The sequence below is a fragment of the Pseudomonas sp. DF11 genome, from assembly GCF_058148565.1.
Genome location: NZ_JBYVYN010000001.1, coordinates 1,028,184 through 1,049,093, shown reverse-complemented (window position 1 = coordinate 1,049,093; position 20,910 = coordinate 1,028,184). Strand labels below are relative to the sequence as shown.

Genomic DNA, 20,910 nt, shown 5'->3' with positions numbered 1-20,910 from the left:
TAAAATGCAATCTTGCGGAAGCGAAAACGATGCTGCCGGACAGGGCGTGATGAACGGCAGCGATCATTTAGGGACTTCGCTTCGCCAATATTGTACTTTGTATTTACGATATACATAAATAGAGGCGGTGCCTGACGCACCGGCTCCAGAAAATCAGCTCAACAATAAGCAAGGGGTGTTCGATGCGTATTTTGGTTCTTCCTGGTGATGGTATTGGTCCGGAAATCGTTGAGTCGTCGATGTCGGTCCTGCGAGCCGCCAACAAAAAATTCGATCTGGGCCTGGAGTTCGATTACGACGACGTTGGTTTCACCAGCCTTGAAAAATACGGCACCACCTTGCGTGAAGAAGTGCTGGAAAAGGCCAAGGGCTACGAGGGCATCATCCTGGGTACTCAGTCCCACGCCGATTATCCGGTGCCGGAGAAGGGCGGTCGTAACGTCTCCGCCGGCTTCCGTATCGGCCTGGACCTGTACGCCAACGTGCGTCCTGCGCGTACCCGTCCGTTCCTGACTTCAAACATGAAGGAAGGCAAGACGATGGACCTGGTGATCATGCGCGAAGCGACGGAAGGCTTTTACCCGGACCGCAACATGAGCCGCGGTTGGGGCGAGGTGATGCCGACTCCGGACATGGCCCTGTCGACGCGCAAGATCACTCGTCATTGCAGCGACCGTATCGCTCGCCGTGCCTTTGAACTGGCCATGAAGCGTGGCAAGAAGGTCACCGCCATCCACAAGGCCAACAGCTTCCACATGACCGACGGCCTGTTCCTGGAGTGCGTGCGCAACGTGGCCAAGGATTTCCCTGAGGTCGAGCTGGACGACCTGTTGGTCGATGCCTCGACGGCACACCTGGTGCGTAACCCCGAGCGTTTTGACGTGCTGGTGGCGACGAACTTCTACGGCGACATCATCAGCGACCTGGCGAGCGAGTTGTCCGGCAGCCTGGGACTGGCCGGTTCGATGATGGCCAGTGACGTTCATTGCTGCGCCCAGGCCCAACATGGTTCTGCGCCTGACATCGCCGGCCAGGACAAAGCCAACCCGGTGTCGATGATTCTTTCGGTGGGCATGTTGCTGCAATGGATGGGTGAACATCATGACAGCCAGGCCTTGATCGATGCGGGCCTGGCAATGGACAAGGCGGTCGACGCGGTCCTGAAGAACCCAGAGCAACGTACCCCGGACCTGGGTGGTTCGTTCGGCACCAAGGCGTTTGGCGAGGCGGTGGCCAAGGTCATCCTGGGCTGATCGGCTCGGGCGGCATGCCGGTCATGCCGCCCGTTGTCCGGAGTGTTGCGCGGTTAAAACAAGAGAATGCCTGTTCTTCCTTGAGGTAACCAAGGGAGGGGCGCGAGGAGAGAACAGTGAGTCACTTACTACTCGGTTGCATCGCAGACGATTTTACGGGCGGTACTGACTTGGCCAGTACGCTTGTCAGGGGTGGGATGCGAACGCTGCAAGTGATCGGAGTGCCCGAGGGGCCCTTGCCGGATGACATTGATGCGGTGGTGATTGCCCTGAAAAGCCGCACCATCAGCCCCGAAGAGGCTGTCGCTCAGTCGCTCGACGCGCTGGAGTGGCTGCGCGCGACGGGCTGCCAACAATTTTTTTTCAAGTATTGCTCGACGTTTGATTCGACCTCCCGGGGCAATATCGGTCCTGTCGCCGACGCCCTCGCCAATGCCTTGGGTGTTGCCTTTGCGGTGGCCTGTCCTGCATTTCCGGAAAACAAACGCACGATTTTTAACGGCCACTTGTTCGTTGGCGAGCAGTTGCTGAGCGAATCCGGCATGCGCAATCATCCGTTGACGCCCATGACCGACTCCAATCTGGTTCGAGTGCTGCAACAGCAGACGCGCAAGCCAGTAGGACTCGTTGCGCATTCGGTTGTGAGCAAAGGTGCACAAGCCATTTCAACGGTCTTCAAACACCTTGCGGCCCAGGGCCAGGGCTATGCCATCGTCGATGCGATCGACGATGAGGATCTGTATGCGATCGGCAAGGCTGTTGCGGACCATAAACTGGTAACCGGTGGCTCCGGCGTAGCGCTGGGTCTACCCGACAATTTTCGTCGTGCAGGTTTGCTCGGAGACGGTGCGGCCGCCTCGGCGCTGCCCGCCATCCAAGGTCTGGGCGCGGTTGTTTCCGGCAGTTGTTCAGTGGCGACCAACAGCCAGGTCGCACACTGGCAAAAAAACCATCCAAGTTTCTCACTCGACCCACTGCTCTTGGCCAATGGTCACGATCAAGTCGCTGAAGCACTTGAGTGGGCCAAGGACCTGATTCAAAAGGGCCCTGTCTTGATCTACGGAAGCGCACAGCCAGAGACTGTCAAACTCGCCCAGCAAAAGCTTGGTGTGGAAGCCGCGGGTCAACTCATGGAAGACGCCTTGTCCGCGGTTGCGGTTGGCCTGTACGAAATGGGTGTACGCAAACTGGTGGTGGCCGGTGGCGAAACGTCCGGTGCGGTGGTCAAGGCTCTCCAGGTCAAGGCGCTGAGAATCGGCGCAACGATTGACCCGGGTGTGCCATGGACACTCGGCTTGCGGGATGACCCGGTTGCGCTGGCGCTGAAATCCGGAAATTTTGGCACCGTCGATTTCTTCGAGAAGGCGTTGGTCTGCGCGCCGTGATTTGCCCGGCCAGGGCGTCCTCCAGGCCCGCATATTTTTGTGTTTGGCTTGGAGGAGGGTGCTGACAATCAGCGCCTTCAGCCTTGCCTGCTCTTCTTTGCTATTGGAAATACGCCTTCACCCAAGACAATAAAAATAAGGATAAAGAAGTGCTCAGACCCTCCAATCGTCGTCAATTCATAAAAAATCTCGGCAGGCTGGGCGGGTTGGGATTCGCCGCGACCCATATGGCTTACAGCTTTGCCGATGAAGCCTATCCTTTTAGCAGCGGCACCCAGTCGCCTCGCCTGCGTGTCCCTCCACTCGCTTGTGACTGCCATCATCACATCTATGATCGGGCGTTCCCTTACTACGATGATCGAAATCTTCCAAGCGCAAGCGTGGAAGACTATCGACGTATTCAGGCGCGACTGGGACTGACCCGCAGCGTTGTGATTCAGCCATCGTCCTACGCCACTGACAATCGTTGCATGTTGGCCGCGTTAGCCAAGCTTGGCCGGCAGTCACGGGGCGTCGCGGTCGTGGATGACAAGGTCCAGGTCAGTGAGTTGCGTCGCCTGCATGAGCGAGGTGTTCGCGCCATACGGTTCAATCTTGGGACAGGAAGCGCCACCACCGTCGAGATGATTGAGCCCCTGGCAAAACTCATCGCAGACCTGGGCTGGCATGTGGAGATCCACACGCGGCCCGACGACTTAATCCAGTTGGAGGCGTTGCTGTCTCGCTTGCCTGTGCAAATTGCGTTCGATCATTTCGGCCGAATCCCTTTGGAGAACTGGAGCGATCATCCCGTGTTCAAAATGATTGCTCGACTGGTTGATCGGGATCGGGCGTGGGTAAAAGTCTCAGGTGCCTATCAGGACTCGGTACTGGGTGGCCCCGATTACGATGATGTCAAAAGCTTGGCCAGGGAAATGATTGCATTGGCGCCAGAGCGGGTGGTCTGGGGGACCGATTGGCCGCATCCGAGCCTGCAGTCGAAGAAAAAGCCGATGCCCGATGACGCGTCAATGTTTGATTTGTTGCAGGTGTGGGCACAGAGCGATGCCATGGTCGAAAAAATTCTCGTCGCTAACCCGGCCAAGCTCTACGGTTTTTGATAGGAGGCTCAAGCAGAAGGGGCGCCTGGCGCCCCTTTTGGCTTGTCCAAGATTCAGGAATGCGTGGTCACCCCATCGGCTCCCGTGTGGCTTTGCGAGGCCGGAAGAGGATATGACTGCGGTTCGACCTCCGGTTCTGGCTCGACGTATTCGCCCCGCAGGACCTGATTCATGCGCTCTGTATCCAGCGCACCCTCCCATTTCGAGATCACGATCCCGGCCACGGCATTGCCAATGATCGATGTGACGGCTCGCGCTTCGCCCATGAATCGATCGATGCCCACCAGCAACGCAATGGCGCTGAGTGGCAGCACGTGGACACTCGCCAGGGTTGCCGCCAAAGCGACAAAGCCACCGCCGGGAACGCCGCTCATGCCCTTGGATGTGAACAGCCCGATGGCCAGTACGGTCAGCTCCTGGGAAAGCGTAAGTGGTGTGTTGGTCGCCTGCGCGATAAAGATCACGGACATGGTCAGGTAAATACACACACCATCCAGGTTGAAGGCATACCCGGTTGGTACGACGAGGCCTACCACGCTTTTCTCACAGCCCAGCTTCTCCAGTTTTTGCAGCAGCCCCGGCAATGCCGGCTCCGCACTGGCGGTTCCCAGGGTGATCAGCAGTTCGGTTTTCAGATAGCCCAGAAAAGCGAAGATGTTCACGCCACACACTTTCAGAATGAGTCCCAGAATCCCGAAGATGAACACGATGCAGGTTGTGTAGAACGCCATCATCAGGTAGCCGAGCGTCGCCAGGCTGCCGATTCCATACTTGCCAACGGTGAATGCGATAGCGCCGAAAGCACCGATGGGCGCGAATTTCATCAGGTAGCCGATGATGGAGAATAGCGTGATCAACCCTTGGTCGATCACATCCACGAAAGTGGCCACTCGTTTTCCGCCTTGCGCCAATGCCACGCCAAAGAGAACGGCGAGGAACACGACGGGCAGGATTTCACCATTCACGAAGGCGCCCATGACCGAGTCTGGAATGATGTGCAGGAAAAATTCGCGCAGTGACTGCTCACTGGCAATCTTTGCGTAGCCCGCCACCGCCGACATGTCCAGGCTCTTGGGATCGATGTTCATGCCGGCACCTGGCTGCATCAGGTGGGCGACGAGCAGGCCGATAACGAGTGCCGCGGTGGTCACGATCTCGAAATATAGCAGTGCCTTGGCGCCCACCCGGCCAACCGAGCGGATGTCACCCATTCTGGCGATACCCACCACCACCGTAGCGAATACGACTGGCGCGACGACCATCTTGATCAATTTGATGAAGACATCCCCCAGCACCTTCATTTCCACGGCCGCTTTGGCATCAAAGAGCGCGAAAAGGGTTCCGAGGATGACCCCGAGCAGGACTTGGATGTAGAGGGGTTTTAGCGGGCGTAGTAGCGCGAATTTCACGGGGAAAACTCCTGACGTCTGGAGCCGAAAAGCTCCTAATTGTTGTTGTCGGCCGACACAGGAAAAGCATTCCCTGGTGTGGCGAGCGTCGTGTGAGCGAACTTAAATTGCCTCTTGATGCAACAAAAGACAATTTTTTTTGACAAGACAAGATGAAAGGAAGAATTTTGAACGGAGATGAGATGAAAAGGTTGTATAAATTGAATATTTATGCAATAAAATGCAATCTTGCGGAAGCGAAAACGATGCTGCCGGACAGGGCGTGATGAACGGCAGCGATCATTTAGGGACTTCGCTTCGCCAATATTGTACTTTGTATTTACGATATACATAAATAGAGGCGGTGCCTGACGCACCGGCTCCAGAAAATCAGCTCAACAATAAGCAAGGGGTGTTCGATGCGTATTTTGGTTCTTCCTGGTGATGGTATTGGTCCGGAAATCGTTGAGTCGTCGATGTCGGTCCTGCGAGCCGCCAACAAAAAATTCGATCTGGGCCTGGAGTTCGATTACGACGACGTTGGTTTCACCAGCCTTGAAAAATACGGCACCACCTTGCGTGAAGAAGTGCTGGAAAAGGCCAAGGGCTACGAGGGCATCATCCTGGGTACTCAGTCCCACGCCGATTATCCGGTGCCGGAGAAGGGCGGTCGTAACGTCTCCGCCGGCTTCCGTATCGGCCTGGACCTGTACGCCAACGTGCGTCCTGCGCGTACCCGTCCGTTCCTGACTTCAAACATGAAGGAAGGCAAGACGATGGACCTGGTGATCATGCGCGAAGCGACGGAAGGCTTTTACCCGGACCGCAACATGAGCCGCGGTTGGGGCGAGGTGATGCCGACTCCGGACATGGCCCTGTCGACGCGCAAGATCACTCGTCATTGCAGCGACCGTATCGCTCGCCGTGCCTTTGAACTGGCCATGAAGCGTGGCAAGAAGGTCACCGCCATCCACAAGGCCAACAGCTTCCACATGACCGACGGCCTGTTCCTGGAGTGCGTGCGCAACGTGGCCAAGGATTTCCCTGAGGTCGAGCTGGACGACCTGTTGGTCGATGCCTCGACGGCACACCTGGTGCGTAACCCCGAGCGTTTTGACGTGCTGGTGGCGACGAACTTCTACGGCGACATCATCAGCGACCTGGCGAGCGAGTTGTCCGGCAGCCTGGGACTGGCCGGTTCGATGATGGCCAGTGACGTTCATTGCTGCGCCCAGGCCCAACATGGTTCTGCGCCTGACATCGCCGGCCAGGACAAAGCCAACCCGGTGTCGATGATTCTTTCGGTGGGCATGTTGCTGCAATGGATGGGTGAACATCATGACAGCCAGGCCTTGATCGATGCGGGCCTGGCAATGGACAAGGCGGTCGACGCGGTCCTGAAGAACCCAGAGCAACGTACCCCGGACCTGGGTGGTTCGTTCGGCACCAAGGCGTTTGGCGAGGCGGTGGCCAAGGTCATCCTGGGCTGATCGGCTCGGGCGGCATGCCGGTCATGCCGCCCGTTGTCTGAACTGTTGCGCGATTAATAACAAGAAAGCGTCGGGGACATTCAAATTGTTAGAAGAGTTCGAGAAGGCAGTGGTCCATGCGCCATGATCTGCTCAGCCTGGAGATTTTCATGGCAGTGGCGGAGCAGCGAAACCTGACAAAGGCCTCGCAACTCTGTCATCTGGCGACGTCCGCGGTCAGTAAACGAATCAGCGAGCTTGAAGAGAAAGTAGGTTCGCCCCTGTTCATTCGTTACCCCCGTGGCATGGAACTGACGCCCGCAGGGCAGTCGCTGCGTCATTACGCGCTGCAGGTCAATGAAACCCTGCAGAAGATGGATCAGGAGCTGAGTGAATACGGCGCCGGTATCAAAGGCCATGTGCGCTTGCATGCCATCACCTCCGCGTTGGCGCAACAGTTGAGCCTGGACATCGGTTCGTTCCTGGAAACCTATCCCGACATCAAGTTCGACATCGAGGAGCGCGTCGGCGCGGCCATTGTGCGAGCCGTCTCAGATGGGCGAGCGGATGTCGGTATCATCGCCGAACAGACATCCTCCCTGGACTTGGAAACACTGCCCTATCGCACGGATGAATTGGTGATCGCGGTTGCCGAACATCATCCGCTGGCGGGGCAGGCGCACGCCCGTTTCGAGCAGGCGTTGCACTATGAGTTCATCGGCCCTCACCTGGAAAGTTCGGTCCACCGGCTGTTGACTGAACAAGCCGAGTCGTTGGGCAAAACGGTCAGGCAGCGCGTTCGCGTTTCCAGTTTTGAATGCATGTGCAGGATAGTTTCGACCAACCTTGGCATCTGCATATTGCCCCGTGATGTGTTGCGCCCGTATCTACGGCCCTTTCATTTGCAGGCGGTCACGCTTGCCGAGCCCTGGGCCAAACGTCAGTTGCAAATCGTCGCTCGTCGATTTGAAGGCCTACCCCCTACTGCTCGTGCGTTCGTTGCGCACTTGACCGCGTGACAGGCGCGGTGAAAGCGTCTGTTCGCCCTGCGAGGTGAGTTCATGTTTATTTATGTCGGCTGTCGTACCACTCGTGAAAGAAATGCTCGCGGTAACGGTATCAATGTTTACAGCATGGATGCCCAGACGGGGTGCCTGAGCCATGTGCAACTGGTGGATGGATTGGTAAACCCGTCTTTTCTAGCCATCAGTAAGCAACAGGATTTTCTCTATTGCGTCCATGGCGATACGGACCAGGCCAGTGCCTTCAGAATCAATCCTGATGGTGCGTTGAGTTATCTCAATAGCCAGAATACCCACGGCCACAATCCGGCTCATCTGGCGATTTCGCCGGACAGTGATTTTCTCGTGGTGAGCAATCACTACAGTGGTTCGGTCGTTGTGCTACCGATCCTTGCCTCGGGCGAGCTGGGTGAACGCTGTGATCAAGTGTCGACTGTCGGGCCGATCGGACCCCATCGAGTGGAGCAGAAGAATCCGAAACCGCATTTCAACCCATTTGATCCCAGTGGAAAGTTTGTGCTCGTTCCGGATAAAGGGTTGGATCGGATTTTCACTTATCGATTCGATTCGTCACTTGGCAGGCTGCTGCCGGCGGACTGTCCGTTCGTCGCCACGCGAAAAGGGGCGGGGCCGCGTCACGTCGCTTTTCATCCTGGGCTGCCAATTGTCTACTCGGTCAATGAGTTGGACTCCACGGTCGCGACCTACCACTTTGACGGCAAAAGCGGGGAGCTTAAGCCGCAGCAGGTGATTTCTGCGTTGCCCGAGTCCTTTACTGGCGACAGCACCGCTGCAGAGATTGAAGTCGATGCAACAGGTCGTTTCCTGTACGCCTCGAACAGGGGCAGCGACACGATCGCGCTCTTCAACATTAACCCGCAAACGGGTTGGCTGACATTCAAGTCGGCGACGCCGACGGAAGGTCGGACGCCACGATTCTTTGCGTTGTCACCCGATGGGCGCTTCTTGTACGCCGCCAATGAGGACAGCGATACGATCGTGGTTTTCAGGGTTGACCCAACGACTGGGGAGTTGGCCATGACGGGTGAGGTGATCGAGACAGGCAGTCCGGTGTGCATGGTCTTCGGTGGCCCGAGGGCATGAAGGCGTTCTTCGCCTCGATGCGATCGTGGTGGGCGACACCCGTGGTTGGCGTTGCCGGTGCTCTGGTCGCCAGCTATCTCGAGTGGCCGCTGCCGTGGATCATCGGGTCGATGTTGGCGGTGATCCTGGTGCGTTGCCTGGGCTGGCGCGTGGGGGAAATTCCCTATGGGCGCCTGTCCGGACAATGGATGATTGCGACCTCCATCGGTTTGCACTTCACGCCTGTGGTACTGGAGCAGATCCTGGGGCATTTCGCGATGATGCTGTTCGCGGCGTTTCTGACCCTGTTCCTCGCACTGCTCGGTATCGAGTTCATGCGGCGTCGGGGCATGGACCTGACGACCGCATTTTTTGCGTTCATGCCGGCCAATTTTTCAGAAATGATTCAGTCCGGGATCAGGCACAAGGCCAACGTCAGTCAGATCGCCGCGGCTCACAGCGTGCGCCTGGTGTTGATCGTACTGTGTGTCCCGCCCGCGATGTTTTTTGCCGCGAAAATCTCTCCGACGGCGGTGCATGCCCGTTTGCCGAGTGATTGGTATTGGCTCCTTCCGCTGCTGATAGGTGGGGCGCTGACGGCGATGATCTGGAAACGCTACAAGTTGCCCAATCCATGGATGTTTGGTCCGATGGCTTTGTGCGCCCTTTTCACCGCCAGTTTCAACCTGCAAACGGCACTGCCCGTGCAGCTCAGTCATTACGGTCAGCTAATGATCGGCTGCGCCCTCGGTGGTTATTTTGATCGTCAATTCTTCCGGGCCTCACCGACCTTCCTGCTCAAGGTGTCGCTGTTCACCCTGGCGATGATCGGCTGCACACTGATGCTGGCTCTTGGCATCGGGTATTGGTTAGGCTTTCCGGTGATGACGCTGGCATTGGGCATGATGCCGGGCAGCAGCACGGAGATGTACCTGACCGCCGAGGCCCTGAACCTGGGAGTCGGTATTGTCACGGCGATGCAGATCATGCGGCTGGTGGTGGTGATGCTGTGTGCCGAGCCAGTGCATAAAGCGTGGTTGAAACGCCTTCGTCGTTGAGTGGGGCAGCGGCGTTTCAATCGACCATGGGTCAAGTGTCAATGGCCCTGCAAGGGGGCTACCGTGACATCGCTCTGACCACTGTCGGCGAGTGCCTTGCGGACGAAACCGTTGGCTTTCTGTTCCTCCAGAAACGCCCTGACGTAGGCCGCACCTGCGACGCATTGCACGGGAACGCCCATCGCTTGGCGAATCGAGGTGAAGTATCCCTCCAGCACGCGCAACCCGCTGTTGGCTTCGGCAACCTTGAGCAGTGGCTGACGTACACCCGCTGCTGCATCCAGACCTTCGTCCAGAAACAGGTCCACCGCGCCTGCGGAGGTCGGCGCACGGACGAGCGATGCATGTTGCTGGGTTCGGCTCAGGTACAAGTCGTAAGCCGCGCCCTGGCCGACGGCGATCCGCACGCCGGGTTGATCCAGATCTTCCATCTTGTGGAACGGCGAGTCGCTCTTGACCAGATAGGTGCCTTCGATGATTACGTATGGCTCACTGAAGGCGACCTGGGCTTCGCGCACCGGCTCGATAGCCAGGAACGCGATGTTCCATTGCTGCTGCGCCAAGGCCGCGAACACCTTGCCCGCGGCGTCATACGTGATGAACTCGACCGGGACACCCAGTTGTCTGCCCAGCTCCACAGCCAGGCTTACGGAAACCCCTTGAGGCTGTCCTGTTTCGGCATTGCGCTGCGCAAGCACCGGGTTGCCAAAATTGATGGCGGCTCTGAGTACGCCAGTCGGGGCGAGATCGTTCAGGGCTTCTGCGCTAGGGGTGGGCATACAGGGTTCTCCAGGGAGGATGTCATCGGCCCGAGAGTAGGGCAGTGCGCCGCGCCTGACAATTTCAGGCTCATCAAGCCAGCGTTCTCCATTGACGAACGCTGGCTTGCCCAACGCTCAATTTTACTCAGGCCGGCCATTGGTTAGGCTGGGGCCAATTGAACGACCTCTTGGAGTCGTTCGTTCATGCTCTCAACCAGTGAATGACCCATCCATGATTTCAGCCGTCGATGCACGTTATTTAAACCATCTTCAAGTGGGTGACATTCGTTACGCCTACGTGGATCTGCACAAAATATTGAGCCGAGACGAGCTCTCACGCTTGCCCTATTCGATTCGTATCCTGCTGGAGAATGTGGCGCGTTGCTCGCCGGCGGCGCTGGACGGGGTCATCGCCTGCATACGGGACGGCGCGCCCGCCTGCGAAGTGCCGTTCTATCCCAACAGGTTGATGTTCCACGACACCACCTGTCTGCCGGCGCTGGCCGATTTCGCCGGCATGCGGGACATGGTGGCTGAAATGGGCGGCGCGCCGCAAACCATGAACCCGATGATTCCGGCGGTGCTGGTCATCGATCATTCCGTGATCGTCGAGCGCTATGCCGAGCCGGATGCCGTCGAAAAGAACCTGGACATCGATTATCGGCGAAACACCGAGCGTTACGAATTCATCAAGTGGGCGCAAAAGAGCCTGACGAATTTCAAGGTCGTGCCACCTGGCACCGGGATCATCCACCAAGTCAATATGGAGTCACTGGCCACCGTGGTCTGGGAAAGCCGGACCACCGATGGCCAGCCGCTGCTGCATCCTGACGACATCGTCGCAACCGACAGCCACACGCCCATGATCAACGCCATTGGCGTGCTGGGCTGGGGCGTGGGGGGGCTGGAGGGGCAGGCAGCCATGCTGGGCGAGCCGGTGCCGATCAGTTTTCCTGAAACCGTCGGCATCCGCTTGAGCAATGAACTGCGACCCGGAGTAACCGCCACCGACCTGGCTTTGCGCATCACCCAGATACTGCGTGCCAAAGGCGTAGTGGGGAAGTTCGTCGAGTTCTGCGGTCCTGGGTTGTCGAGACTCGGCTGGGCGGCACGAGGCACATTGTCGAACATGGCCCCTGAATACGGTGCCACGGTGGTGTTCTTCCCGTTCGACGACAGCACGATGCAATACATGCACCTGACCGGGCGCAGCGAGGACACCATCGTGCGCATCCAGGCCTACCTTGAAGCCCAAGGTCTATGGCGACACAACTCTCTGCCCGAGCCGCACTTCGATGACGTGATCGAGCTGGACCTAGCGGCCATCGAACCCAGCGTCGCCGGGCCGCATCAGCCGCATCAGTGGCGCAAACTGTCGGATGCCGCACCCTCTTTCCGGCAAGACATCCTGGGGGAGCGGGAGGACGTAATTGCCCGCTCCTCGGACCATGACGCCGAGTACTTCGAGCCTTCGTTTGGCCAGGCATTGACCCATGGCGCCATTTCTCTGGCCGCGATCACCAGTTGCACCAACACCGCCAACCCGAGCCAGATGATCCAGGCCGGATTGCTGGCTCGCAACGCCCAGCGGCGTGGTTTGCGTAGCAAGCCTTGGGTCAAGACTTCGTTGTCGCCGGGCTCGCGGGTGGTGGCTGATTACCTGGAGCAAGCGGGTTTGCTGAGCGATTTCTCGGCCCTGGGTTTTGACCTGGCCGGGTTCGGCTGCATGACCTGCATCGGTAACTCAGGCAGCCTCGAAGAGCACATGGAGCGCTTTTCCGACCAGGGGCTCAAGACCGTGGTGGTGTTGTCCGGTAATCGCAACTTCGAGGGACGGGTCAATCCGCGCGTGCAGGTCGGTTACCTGGCTTCGCCGGCGCTGGTCGTTGCCTACGCCTTGGCTGGCACGATCAACATGGATATCCAGAACGAGCCGTTGGGGCAAGATGCGGCGGGCAATGACGTTTATCTGCATGAGCTGATGCCGACCGAAGAGCAGATCCAGGCACTGGTCAGGCAGACCGTTCGCCCGGAGCTGTTCCGCAAGCGCAACGCGATGCTGTGGGACGGCACTCATCACTGGCAGGCACTGTCGGCCAGCGGCAGTGTGCAATTCCCGTGGGCACCGAATTCAACTTATTTGCGCCGACCTGTTTATCTGCAAAACATCAAACCCCAGGCTAGCACCGAGCTGTCGATTCAAGGTGCGCGGCTGTTGATGGTGTTGGGTGATAACGTCACCACCGATCACATCTCGCCGGCCAGTGCGATTCCACTCGAAAGCCAGGCCGGGCAGTGGCTGATTGAGCGCGGCGAAAACCCCGAGGACCTCAATCAGTACTCGACTCGCCGCAGCAATCACGAGGTGATGATGCGCGGTGCGTTCGTCAATCGGGCAGTGAGGAATCAGCTGCTGGAGCGACAACCGGGGGAGGGGGGATTCGCCCTGGCCTACGACGGTTCTGTTCAACGAGTCTACGACGCGGCGCTGAGCTATGTCGCCAAGGAGGTCCCACTGGTGATCATTGCCGGCTTCAACTACGGCGCGGGCTCCAGCCGTGATTGGGCCGCCAAGGCGCAGGCCACGCTGGGCGTCAAAGCCGTCATCGCGCAAAGTTTTGAGCGTATCCATCGCAGCAACCTGATCGGCATGGGTATCTTGCCCATTACCTTTGCAGCGGGGGGCAATGTCTCGAGCTTGCAACTGAGGGGCGATGAGTCACTGGACTTCGGCGGTCTGGATGCACTGCGGGTGGGCGCCAATCCGGTGACCCTGACGATCAATCGCGCTGACGGTGGGCAGGCGTCGGTGTCGTTGATTCTGCAACTGGATTCGCAGCAGGAAACCCTCTACTTGAGGGAGGGCGGTATTCTGCCGTATGTCGTGCGTAAGGTCGTGGCCGAGGCGGTTTAAACCAAAAGAAGCGGTCTTTGAACTTCAGTGTTCAAAGACCGCTTTGGGGGGCTACCACTTGACGCCGAACACCTGGCGCAACTCTTCAATCGCGTTTTCACCCAGCGGTGCAGGCTTGGGATCGTTCATCATCCAGAGCTTTGCCGTTTCCTCCAGCTCTTCCAGGGCGAAACTCGCTTTGGAGACAGAGCTTTCCCAAATCACGGGGCCCAGGCGCTCCAACATGACTCCGCGGACCTTGTTGGCCAGTTGCGCCACTTGCGCCGCCACCTCGGGTGAACCGGGGCGCTGGTAGGCAATCAATGGGATGTGACCGACCTTCATGACTTGATAAGGCGTCAATGGCGGCAGGATATCGTCGTTGTTCCACACCCCGGCGAGCGTCAGTGCTACGAGCGAGGTCGAATGGGTGTGGACCACACCGTTGACTTCAGGGTTGCGGTCGTACACCTGGCGATGCAATTCAAGGGTTTTCGATGGTTTGCTGCCCGACACCCAAGTACCGTCCCGGCTGACTTTGGCGATCTCCTCTGGTCGCAGTCTTCCCAGGCACGCATCGGTGGGGGTGATCAACCAGCCGTCCTCCAGGCGGGCACTGATGTTTCCTGCGCTGCCCACGGTGTAGCCGCGTTCATAGAGGCTTTTTCCAACGGCGCAGATTTCTTCACGTAGCTGTTCTTCGTTACTCAACGGGTGATCTCCTCAGGGCCTGTGCCGAGGCCTGAAAGTAAAGGGGGAGCGGCGGACTCCGATCGCAGTTTCAGGATCGGTGATTTATGGGCAAAGGAGCCGCTTAGGTGCTGCTTCATCAGATGCGCGGCTTCCAGGTTACTGCCCTGTTCCACCAGCTCGATCATCCGAATGTGTTCGGCGCACTGCTTGTAGAGGCGCTTGCGGTCGATCATCGAGCGGTATTCGATCAGCCGCCGCATGTTGTTCATTTGCACCAGAATCATGTGATACAGCGGGTTGCCGGAGAGCTTGATGAACTCTTCGTGGAAACGAATACCGTTTTTGAGGAGCACATCCGCCGGCAGGCTATCGATGCCGCCGTTGATCATGTCCTGCTGCTCTTTTTTCAAGCGTTGAAGCTTGGCCAGATCGTGCAGGTAGGTCGGTTCAAGCAATGCCGCAGGCTCGATCAGCGAGCGCACCTTATAAATCTGCTCGAGGGTTTCCGGGGTCTTCGCCACATCCAGGAAACGCCAGCCATAACCTGGTTTAGGCTCAGCCCATCCGACCTTGGCCGCGCGGTTGAGGATGTCGATGACCTGGGCTTTGGTCAGGTTGTAGCGAGTACGCAGGAATTGCTCCGTGACCTCACTCGGGATCGCATTGTTCAGCCAGTCTTCCGAGAGCCGGTAATACTCGTCGGGCTCTTCAAGAGGCAGCACCTCGTCATGGATCTGCGTGGGATCCTTTACTGACTCCAGCACAAAGAACCCGCGATTGGGCAACTGCTCAAGAGCACCTTGCTCCGAAAGCGAGACCAAGGCTTCCCGGGCGGGAGAGCGCGAGACATTGAACTCATCGGCGACTTTTTGTGCGCTGAGATGAGCGCCCGGCGCTAGCTCGCCGGTCTGGATCTTCTGCCGGATCTCGGCAGCGATTCGTTGTACTAGGGCGCTTGAGGCCATAACTGTTATCACTTACGCAATGGGTGGCGACAGAACACAATCCGAGTCAGGAGTGTGAGATCAGATGCTGCATGGCTCCGATTCGATCAGGTTTTATCGCATATGACTACTTTTTAGCGTGGCATTGTGCAAAAAATTGCACGTATCTGATTCACATTTTGAAATGCTGCACCATGGCATTCAGCTCCAGAGCCAACAGGCCAAGGGATTGAGAGGCGCTGGTGGTCTGCTGTGAGCCCGTCGCTGATTGAACGGAAAGGTCGCGAATATTGAGCAGGTTTCGGTCGACCGAGCGGGCCACGTGGGCCTGTTCTTCGGTGGCCGTGGTGATCATCAGGTTTCGTTGGTTGATGTCATCGTTAGCGGCCACGATTTCTGCCAGCGCACTTTGGGTAGACTGGGCCAGCGACAGCGTAAGTCGGGTGTTTTCACTGCTGCTGAGCATGGTCGACACGGCGGTATCCGTTCCGCTCTGGATACCGCTGATCATGGCTTCGATTTCTCGGGTGGACTGTGCGGTGCGATGCGCCAGCGCGCGGACCTCGTCGGCGACTACCGCGAAACCACGTCCGGCGTCACCCGCCCGTGCTGCCTCGATGGCCGCGTTTAGCGCCAACAGGTTGGTTTGTTCGGCGATCGTGCGAATCACGTCCAACACTTTTCCAATGCCCTGTGCCTGTTGCGCCAGACCTTCCACTTGGCTGGAGCTCAATTGCACGTCTCGGGTAAGCGTTTCGATTGCCCCCAAGGTTTCAACCATACGCTGTTGGCCTCGAAGAGCAATGTCCCGGGACGCCACCGACAGCTCTGAAGTGGACTGCGCGTTGCGGGCAACTTCCTCAATGGCGGCAGTCATTTCATTGACCGCCGTGGCTGCCTGTTCGATTTCTGCGTGCTGCTGCTGAATATCCTGGCCTGACGCCGCGGTGACGGTGTTCAACTGGGCAGTGGCACTGGTCAGCTGTTTCGATGAACCGGAGATCCGACCCAGGGTTTGGATCAGGTTGTCCTGCATGGTCGCCAGGGATTCGAGCAGACGGGTGGTTTCGTCATTTCCAGTCGGTTGAATGGGTTTGCTTAGATCCCCCTCGGCAATCGTCCTGGCCGCTCTTACCGCTTCATTGAGCGGTGCAGTGATGCTGCGGGTCAGCAGCCATGCCACCAGGATTGTGCCGATGCCGACCAGGATGATAACCAGCACGACTCCCCTGACAGCGCTTTGATAAGCATCGACCGAGTGATTGCCAGCAGCTTCCGCGCCTTGGTTCGAGCGTTCGATCAGGTCGTCGAAGTTTTTCGTCATCTGGTCGTACGAGTCCCTGATGCTCATCAAAAATTCCCTGGCCCCGGTCTTATCTCCTTGACGAGAAAGCTTGAGCAACTCGAGGTGATTTTTTGCATAAACCTCGAGGCTGGCGTTGAAGGCGTTCAAGCGATCTTTTTCTTCGTCGCTGACCAGCAGTTGTCCGTAGCGTTGCATCTGCTCACGGACTTGTTGCAGGCGTCCCGCGGTCTTTTCCTCGTAGGACTGCATATCTTTTTCGCTGACTGAAAGGATGTGCTGCATCGACCCCATGCGATAGCGGTTCAACGCCGCATTCGCCGCTCCCAGTGCCCGAACCCGCTGGAGCCAATTGTCCTTGATCTGGATCGATTGGTCCTGCACCTCGTCAATCTGTCGCAGGGCGAATACCCCTAGCGCGACGCTCAGCGCGGCAATGATGACGAACCCGAGGATCATTCGACCGGCGATTGAGAGATGTCTTGGCATCATGAGTGGTGTCCCTTCATTAGAGTGGCGTAGTCCGGGTCTTGACCGGAAACGTGTTTTTGTACGGGGTAAAATAATATTGCATTTTTATGCGTCAATATGCCAATATTTTTTGGCTGCCTTCTGAGGCGACTGAATCTGCAAACTTTGCTTTTGGTCAGAGATCATTGGGGAATCTCTCCATTAGAGACCAAGCGTGGGTTGCCCTTAGCGCTCATGGCTTTTTCAGTAGATTGAATATTGACGTTCAAATATTCATCGGGCAAAACCGGATTTTCTTTAGCCGTTCAATAATAAAACCTTGTTCGAGGAAGCATCTGTCATGCAGCGCAGAACCAAAATCGTGGCCACCTTGGGGCCAGCAACCGAGTCGGTCGAAGCTATAGAGGGGCTGGTGAAGGCGGGCGTGGATGTCGTGCGTCTGAATTTCTCTCATGGCAAAGCCGAAGATCATATTGCTCGTGCCCGGTTAGTACGGGAGCTGGCGGCCAAGCACGGACGGTTCGTGGCGGTACTGGCTGATCTGCAAGGTCCGAAAATTCGAATTGCGCGTTTCGCGCAAGCCAAGGTCGTTCTCGAAAAAGGCCAGCAGTTCATTCTCGACGCTTCCCTGGACAAGGATGCCGGCGACCAGCAACGCGTCGGAATCGACTACGAGGCCCTGATTACCGATAGCCGGCCAGGTGACATTTTGTTGCTTGATGATGGGCGAATCGAGCTCAAGGTCCTGGCGGTCGAGGCGCCGCAATTGATTTGTGAAGTCCTGGTCAGTGGGCCGCTCTCCAACAACAAGGGGATCAACCGCAAAGGCGGCGGGCTTTCCGCATCGGCGCTGACCGAGAAGGACTTCGCCGATATCAAGACCGCCGCACAGATGCAAGTGGACTATCTAGCCGTGTCGTTCCCACGGGATGCTTCGGACATGGAACAGGCGCGTCGATTGCTGCATGAGGCGGGAGGCCAGGCAGGCTTGATCGCCAAGATCGAGCGCGCCGAAACCGTCAATGACCTGCGTGTTCTGGACGCGATCATCGAAGCGTCGGAAGGGGTGATGGTCGCTCGTGGCGATTTGGGCGTGGAGATCGGCGATGCCGAATTGGTGGCGGTACAGAAACTGATTATCGAGCGCGCCCGCACGTTGAATCGGGTTGTGATCACGGCGACGCAAATGATGGAGTCGATGATCACTCAGTCGATGCCGACTCGCGCCGAGGTGTTTGACGTTGCCAATGCGGTGCTCGATGGTACCGACGCGGTGATGCTCTCTGCGGAAACCGCTGCCGGGGCCTATCCGATCGAGACGGTCGAGGCCATGCATCGGATCATCATCGGTGCCGAAAAACACCCGCAGTCCCATCGTTCCAAGCACCGTGTCGATCAGGTGTTCCACAAGATCGACGAATCCATCGCCATGTCGGCGATGTATGCGGCGAACCACCTGCATGGTGTCAAAGCCATTATCTGCATGACCGAAAGCGGTGATACCCCACGTTTGATGTCGCGTATCCGCTCACACCTGCCCATTTTTGCATTCTCTCGCAACCTGGCGACCCAGAACCGGGTCACGCTTTTTCGTGGTGTCACCACCATCCCGTTCGACAGTGATGAGTACGCCCCAGAGTTGGTGAATGAAAAGGCCGTGGAGCAATTGACCCGGCGCGGAGTGGTCAAGGCTGGCGATCACGTACTGATTACCAAGGGCGACTACGCCAACGCCCAGGGTGGCACCAACTCCCTTCGCGTCGTATGCGTTGGTGAAACCATTCGCTGAGTGAGGAGACGTTGATGAGTGCGATCAATTCACCGGACCACGACGAGGCGCATAACCGTGCTCGCGACGTTTGGCCTAGAGACTTCGATTTTCGTGAGCAGTATGCGGAACAGCAGGAACTGCTGAGGTCGCAGAACAACACCACGCCAGCTGCGAACCATCCGAATGGGGAAAAAGATGCTTAGTAAAAATAGCTTGATCCAACACATCGCTGCCCGGGAAATACTGGACTCGCGGGGGAACCCGACCGTCGAAGCGGTGGTGACTCTCAACAACGGAGTCAGTGCTACTGCCAGCGTCCCCTCTGGTGCCTCGACCGGTTCACGGGAAGCGCTCGAGCTGCGGGATAACGCATTGCGCTACATGGGCAAAGGGGTCATGCGAGCGGTCGAGAATGTGAACAATCCGATTCGCGAGTGCCTCATTGGCTTGGATGCCTTGAACCAGCGCGAAATCGACAACGCCATGATCGCCCTGGATGGCACCGAGAGTAAGAGCATCCTGGGCGCCAACGCGATTCTTGCCGTGTCATTGGCAACGGCCAAGGCCGCCGCCCAGGTCCAGAACATTCCTTTGTATGAACATCTGGCGGCGTTGTACGGCTCGCCAGGCCGGTTCAGCATGCCGGTGCCCATGATGAATATCATCAACGGTGGCGAGCATGCCGATAACAACATCGATATCCAGGAGTTCATGATTCAGCCCGTCGGTGCTGCGTCGTTCCGTGAAGGGCTGCGCATGGGCGCCGAGGTCTTCCATGCCTTGAAGAAGGTTCTGTCGGAGCGAGGCTTGAGCACCGCGGTGGGGGATGAGGGGGGCTTTGCCCCTTCGTTGGCTTCCAACGAAGAAGCGTTGATTGTTATCAAAGAGGCGGTCAGTCGAGCGGGTTACGAGTTGGGCAAGGACATTACCTTGGCACTCGATTGTGCTGCCTCCGAGTTCTATGAAGACGGTCACTACGTGCTCGCGGGTGAAGACCAGTCATTTGATTCGGCGGGGTTCGCCGATTACCTGGCCATGCTGTGCGACAGGTACCCGATCATTTCCATTGAAGACGGGATGGACGAGAGTGATTGGGACGGTTGGGCTGGCTTGACCCGGAAACTGGGGCATCTGCAACTGGTGGGGGACGATCTGTTCGTCACCAATACCCGGATCCTGCGCGAGGGCATTCAGAAAGGCATCGGCAATTCCATCCTGATCAAGTTCAACCAGATCGGAACGCTCAGCGAGACGCTGGACGCGATTCGCATGGCTCAGGATGCAGGGTACACCGCCGTGATCTCCCATCGTTCAGGGGAAACCGAAGACACCACGATTGCCGATCTCGCGGTCGCCACTTGCGCCGGGCAGATCAAGACGGGTTCGCTCAGCCGATCCGACCGGGTTGGAAAGTACAACCGTCTGCTGCGCATCGAAGAGGCGCTGCAGGGGCGTGCGCCGTACAACACCTCCGATCTTTTGCAAAGGAAAGCCTGAGCCATGTCGACCTCTGCGAACAAGAAAAAACTGGTCATCGGCAATTGGAAGATGAATGGCAGTAGCGCCGCCAACGCGGCCTTGCTACGGGGGCTGTTGCCGGTGATTTCGAATTTCCAACGTGTCGAAATCGCGCTTTGCCCGCCGTATCCCTATCTCGCTACCGTCGCGGATCTGCTCGATGATTCGGACGTCGTACTGGGCGCCCAGAACCTCAGTACTGAGCTGTCAGGTGCTCACACGGGGGAGGTCAGCGGCTCCATGCTTGGCGATATTGGCTGTCGCTTCGTGTTGGTCGGACACTCCGAGCGTCGGGCGCTGTATGGCGAAGATGATGCCTGTGTGGCGAAGAAATTTGCTACGGCCTTGCAGGCCGGGCTCATTCCGGTCCTGTGTGTTGGCGAGACCCTTGCCCAGCGCCAGAGCAGCGAAACGCAAACCGTCGTCACCACTCAGTTGCATGCCGTACTCAAGGCCGTGGGCATTGATGAACTGGCCAAAGGCGTGATTGCCTATGAGCCGGTGTGGGCCATAGGCACGGGCGAAACGGCGACGCCTGAACAGGCGCAAGCGGTGCATCGCCACATCCGGCAATGGTTGGCTGACCATGACTGTGTAGCCGCCGATTGCAGGATTTTGTACGGCGGAAGTGTGAAGGCCGACAATGCAGATCGATTGTTCAATCAGCCAGACATAGACGGCGGCTTGATCGGCGGTGCCTCCCTGGACGCGATGTCCTTCGCTGCCATCTGCGAGGCAGCCCAGGCCAAGCCGACGATCTGATCGTTGCGCCCTATGAATTCTTTTGAATGTGTAGAC

17 protein-coding genes and 1 pseudogene are annotated in these 20,910 nt (G+C 57.8%); 12 read left to right on the top strand and 6 right to left on the bottom strand.

Annotated elements, in window-relative coordinates; translation table 11 throughout:
* The first annotated feature begins 182 nt into the window (after window positions 1-182).
* The 3 genes from AC30D9_RS04315 to AC30D9_RS04305 all read left to right on the top strand — a co-directional run bounded on the left by AC30D9_RS04315 (window position 183) and on the right by AC30D9_RS04305 (window position 3,738).
* Window positions 183-1,253 (top strand): isocitrate/isopropylmalate dehydrogenase family protein, encoded by a 1,071-nt coding sequence (locus AC30D9_RS04315; protein ID WP_490143516.1) that lies wholly within the window; start codon window positions 183-185, stop codon window positions 1,251-1,253.
* A 116-nt stretch (window positions 1,254-1,369) separates the two neighbouring features.
* Window positions 1,370-2,638, top strand: a complete 1,269-nt coding sequence (otnK, locus tag AC30D9_RS04310; protein WP_490143519.1) for a 3-oxo-tetronate kinase — start codon at window positions 1,370-1,372, stop codon at window positions 2,636-2,638.
* Between the two features lie 83 nt (window positions 2,639-2,721).
* Window positions 2,722-3,738: an amidohydrolase family protein gene (locus AC30D9_RS04305; RefSeq protein ID WP_490143518.1), complete on the top strand. Its 1,017-nt coding sequence runs from the start codon at window positions 2,722-2,724 to the stop codon at window positions 3,736-3,738.
* Window positions 3,739-3,791: 53 nt separating this feature from the next.
* Here the strand turns inward: AC30D9_RS04305 and dctA are convergent, their stop codons facing one another.
* A complete protein-coding gene (gene dctA, locus AC30D9_RS04300; RefSeq protein ID WP_490143517.1) occupies window positions 3,792-5,147 on the bottom strand; it encodes a C4-dicarboxylate transporter DctA in 1,356 nt (451 codons plus the stop codon).
* Window positions 5,148-5,545: 398 nt separating this feature from the next.
* Here dctA and AC30D9_RS04295 point away from each other — a divergent pair, with 398 nt between their 5' ends.
* The 4 genes from AC30D9_RS04295 (at window position 5,546) to AC30D9_RS04280 (ending at window position 9,758) form a co-directional block, all read left to right on the top strand.
* Window positions 5,546-6,616, top strand: a complete 1,071-nt coding sequence (locus AC30D9_RS04295) for an isocitrate/isopropylmalate dehydrogenase family protein (RefSeq protein WP_490143516.1) — start codon at window positions 5,546-5,548, stop codon at window positions 6,614-6,616.
* A 116-nt stretch (window positions 6,617-6,732) separates the two neighbouring features.
* The gene (locus tag AC30D9_RS04290) at window positions 6,733-7,614 is read left to right on the top strand and encodes a LysR family transcriptional regulator (protein ID WP_210643950.1); all 882 of its coding nucleotides are present in this window, start codon (window positions 6,733-6,735) and stop codon (window positions 7,612-7,614) included.
* A gap of 42 nt (window positions 7,615-7,656) precedes the next feature.
* The gene (locus AC30D9_RS04285; RefSeq protein WP_210643952.1) at window positions 7,657-8,721 is read left to right on the top strand and encodes a lactonase family protein; all 1,065 of its coding nucleotides are present in this window, start codon (window positions 7,657-7,659) and stop codon (window positions 8,719-8,721) included.
* Window positions 8,718-9,758 carry an AbrB family transcriptional regulator gene (locus AC30D9_RS04280; protein ID WP_210643954.1) on the top strand — a complete coding sequence of 347 codons (1,041 nt, stop codon included), beginning with the start codon at window positions 8,718-8,720 and terminating at the stop codon, window positions 9,756-9,758. Before AC30D9_RS04285 ends, AC30D9_RS04280 begins: the two co-directional genes overlap by 4 nt.
* A gap of 38 nt (window positions 9,759-9,796) precedes the next feature.
* Here AC30D9_RS04280 and AC30D9_RS04275 read toward each other — a convergent pair whose 3' ends face one another.
* Window positions 9,797-10,537 (bottom strand): ABC transporter substrate-binding protein, encoded by a 741-nt coding sequence (locus tag AC30D9_RS04275; protein ID WP_490143515.1) that lies wholly within the window; start codon window positions 10,535-10,537, stop codon window positions 9,797-9,799.
* A gap of 214 nt (window positions 10,538-10,751) precedes the next feature.
* Here AC30D9_RS04275 and acnA point away from each other — a divergent pair, with 214 nt between their 5' ends.
* Window positions 10,752-13,433 carry an aconitate hydratase AcnA gene (gene acnA / locus AC30D9_RS04270; protein WP_490143514.1) on the top strand — a complete coding sequence of 894 codons (2,682 nt, stop codon included), beginning with the start codon at window positions 10,752-10,754 and terminating at the stop codon, window positions 13,431-13,433.
* A gap of 51 nt (window positions 13,434-13,484) precedes the next feature.
* Here acnA and otnC read toward each other — a convergent pair whose 3' ends face one another.
* The 4 genes and pseudogenes from otnC to AC30D9_RS04250 form a co-directional block, all read right to left on the bottom strand.
* The gene (gene otnC / locus AC30D9_RS04265; protein ID WP_490143513.1) at window positions 13,485-14,123 is read right to left on the bottom strand and encodes a 3-oxo-tetronate 4-phosphate decarboxylase; all 639 of its coding nucleotides are present in this window, start codon (window positions 14,121-14,123) and stop codon (window positions 13,485-13,487) included.
* Window positions 14,120-15,070, bottom strand: coding sequence for a GntR family transcriptional regulator (locus AC30D9_RS04260; protein WP_490143512.1), 951 nt, complete (start codon window positions 15,068-15,070; stop codon window positions 14,120-14,122). Before AC30D9_RS04260 ends, otnC begins: the two co-directional genes overlap by 4 nt.
* 151 nt (window positions 15,071-15,221) lie before the next feature.
* Window positions 15,222-16,085, bottom strand: a complete 864-nt coding sequence (locus AC30D9_RS04255) for a methyl-accepting chemotaxis protein (protein WP_490143733.1) — start codon at window positions 16,083-16,085, stop codon at window positions 15,222-15,224.
* Window positions 16,080-16,841, bottom strand: a pseudogene (locus AC30D9_RS04250) (MCP four helix bundle domain-containing protein); the annotation flags it as partial. The gene AC30D9_RS04255 and the pseudogene AC30D9_RS04250, both read right to left, overlap by 6 nt.
* A gap of 322 nt (window positions 16,842-17,163) precedes the next feature.
* Between AC30D9_RS04250 and pyk the strand changes: the two are divergent.
* Genes pyk through tpiA form a run of 4 tightly spaced genes read left to right on the top strand, consistent with a single transcriptional unit; the run spans window position 17,164 to window position 20,874 of the window.
* Entirely contained in the window at window positions 17,164-18,612 is a 1,449-nt protein-coding gene (pyk, locus tag AC30D9_RS04245; RefSeq protein ID WP_210643964.1) for a pyruvate kinase, read from the top strand.
* Between the two features lie 14 nt (window positions 18,613-18,626).
* Complete coding sequence (locus tag AC30D9_RS04240; protein WP_210643966.1) at window positions 18,627-18,797, top strand: hypothetical protein; 171 nt, start codon at window positions 18,627-18,629, stop codon at window positions 18,795-18,797.
* The gene (gene eno, locus AC30D9_RS04235; RefSeq protein ID WP_210643968.1) at window positions 18,790-20,091 is read left to right on the top strand and encodes a phosphopyruvate hydratase; all 1,302 of its coding nucleotides are present in this window, start codon (window positions 18,790-18,792) and stop codon (window positions 20,089-20,091) included. Before AC30D9_RS04240 ends, eno begins: the two co-directional genes overlap by 8 nt.
* 3 nt (window positions 20,092-20,094) lie before the next feature.
* The gene (gene tpiA, locus AC30D9_RS04230) at window positions 20,095-20,874 is read left to right on the top strand and encodes a triose-phosphate isomerase (protein WP_490143511.1); all 780 of its coding nucleotides are present in this window, start codon (window positions 20,095-20,097) and stop codon (window positions 20,872-20,874) included.
* Window positions 20,875-20,910: the final 36 nt, after the last annotated feature.

Bases quoted from the DNA above. Each gene is read 5' to 3' on its own strand.
- AC30D9_RS04315 (WP_490143516.1), top strand. From the start codon at position 183: ATGCGTATTTTGGTTCTTCCTGGTGATGGTATTGGTCCGGAAATCGTT.
- AC30D9_RS04295 (WP_490143516.1), top strand. From the start codon at position 5,546: ATGCGTATTTTGGTTCTTCCTGGTGATGGTATTGGTCCGGAAATCGTT.
- AC30D9_RS04290 (WP_210643950.1), top strand. From the start codon at position 6,733: ATGCGCCATGATCTGCTCAGCCTGGAGATTTTCATGGCAGTGGCGGAG.
- AC30D9_RS04285 (WP_210643952.1), top strand. From the start codon at position 7,657: ATGTTTATTTATGTCGGCTGTCGTACCACTCGTGAAAGAAATGCTCGC.
- AC30D9_RS04280 (WP_210643954.1), top strand. From the start codon at position 8,718: ATGAAGGCGTTCTTCGCCTCGATGCGATCGTGGTGGGCGACACCCGTG.
- AC30D9_RS04275 (WP_490143515.1), bottom strand. From the start codon at position 10,537: ATGCCCACCCCTAGCGCAGAAGCCCTGAACGATCTCGCCCCGACTGGC.
- acnA (WP_490143514.1), top strand. From the start codon at position 10,752: ATGATTTCAGCCGTCGATGCACGTTATTTAAACCATCTTCAAGTGGGT.
- AC30D9_RS04260 (WP_490143512.1), bottom strand. From the start codon at position 15,070: ATGGCCTCAAGCGCCCTAGTACAACGAATCGCTGCCGAGATCCGGCAG.
- AC30D9_RS04255 (WP_490143733.1), bottom strand. From the start codon at position 16,085: ATGCAGGACAACCTGATCCAAACCCTGGGTCGGATCTCCGGTTCATCG.
- pyk (WP_210643964.1), top strand. From the start codon at position 17,164: ATGCAGCGCAGAACCAAAATCGTGGCCACCTTGGGGCCAGCAACCGAG.
- AC30D9_RS04240 (WP_210643966.1), top strand. From the start codon at position 18,627: ATGAGTGCGATCAATTCACCGGACCACGACGAGGCGCATAACCGTGCT.
- eno (WP_210643968.1), top strand. From the start codon at position 18,790: ATGCTTAGTAAAAATAGCTTGATCCAACACATCGCTGCCCGGGAAATA.
- tpiA (WP_490143511.1), top strand. From the start codon at position 20,095: ATGTCGACCTCTGCGAACAAGAAAAAACTGGTCATCGGCAATTGGAAG.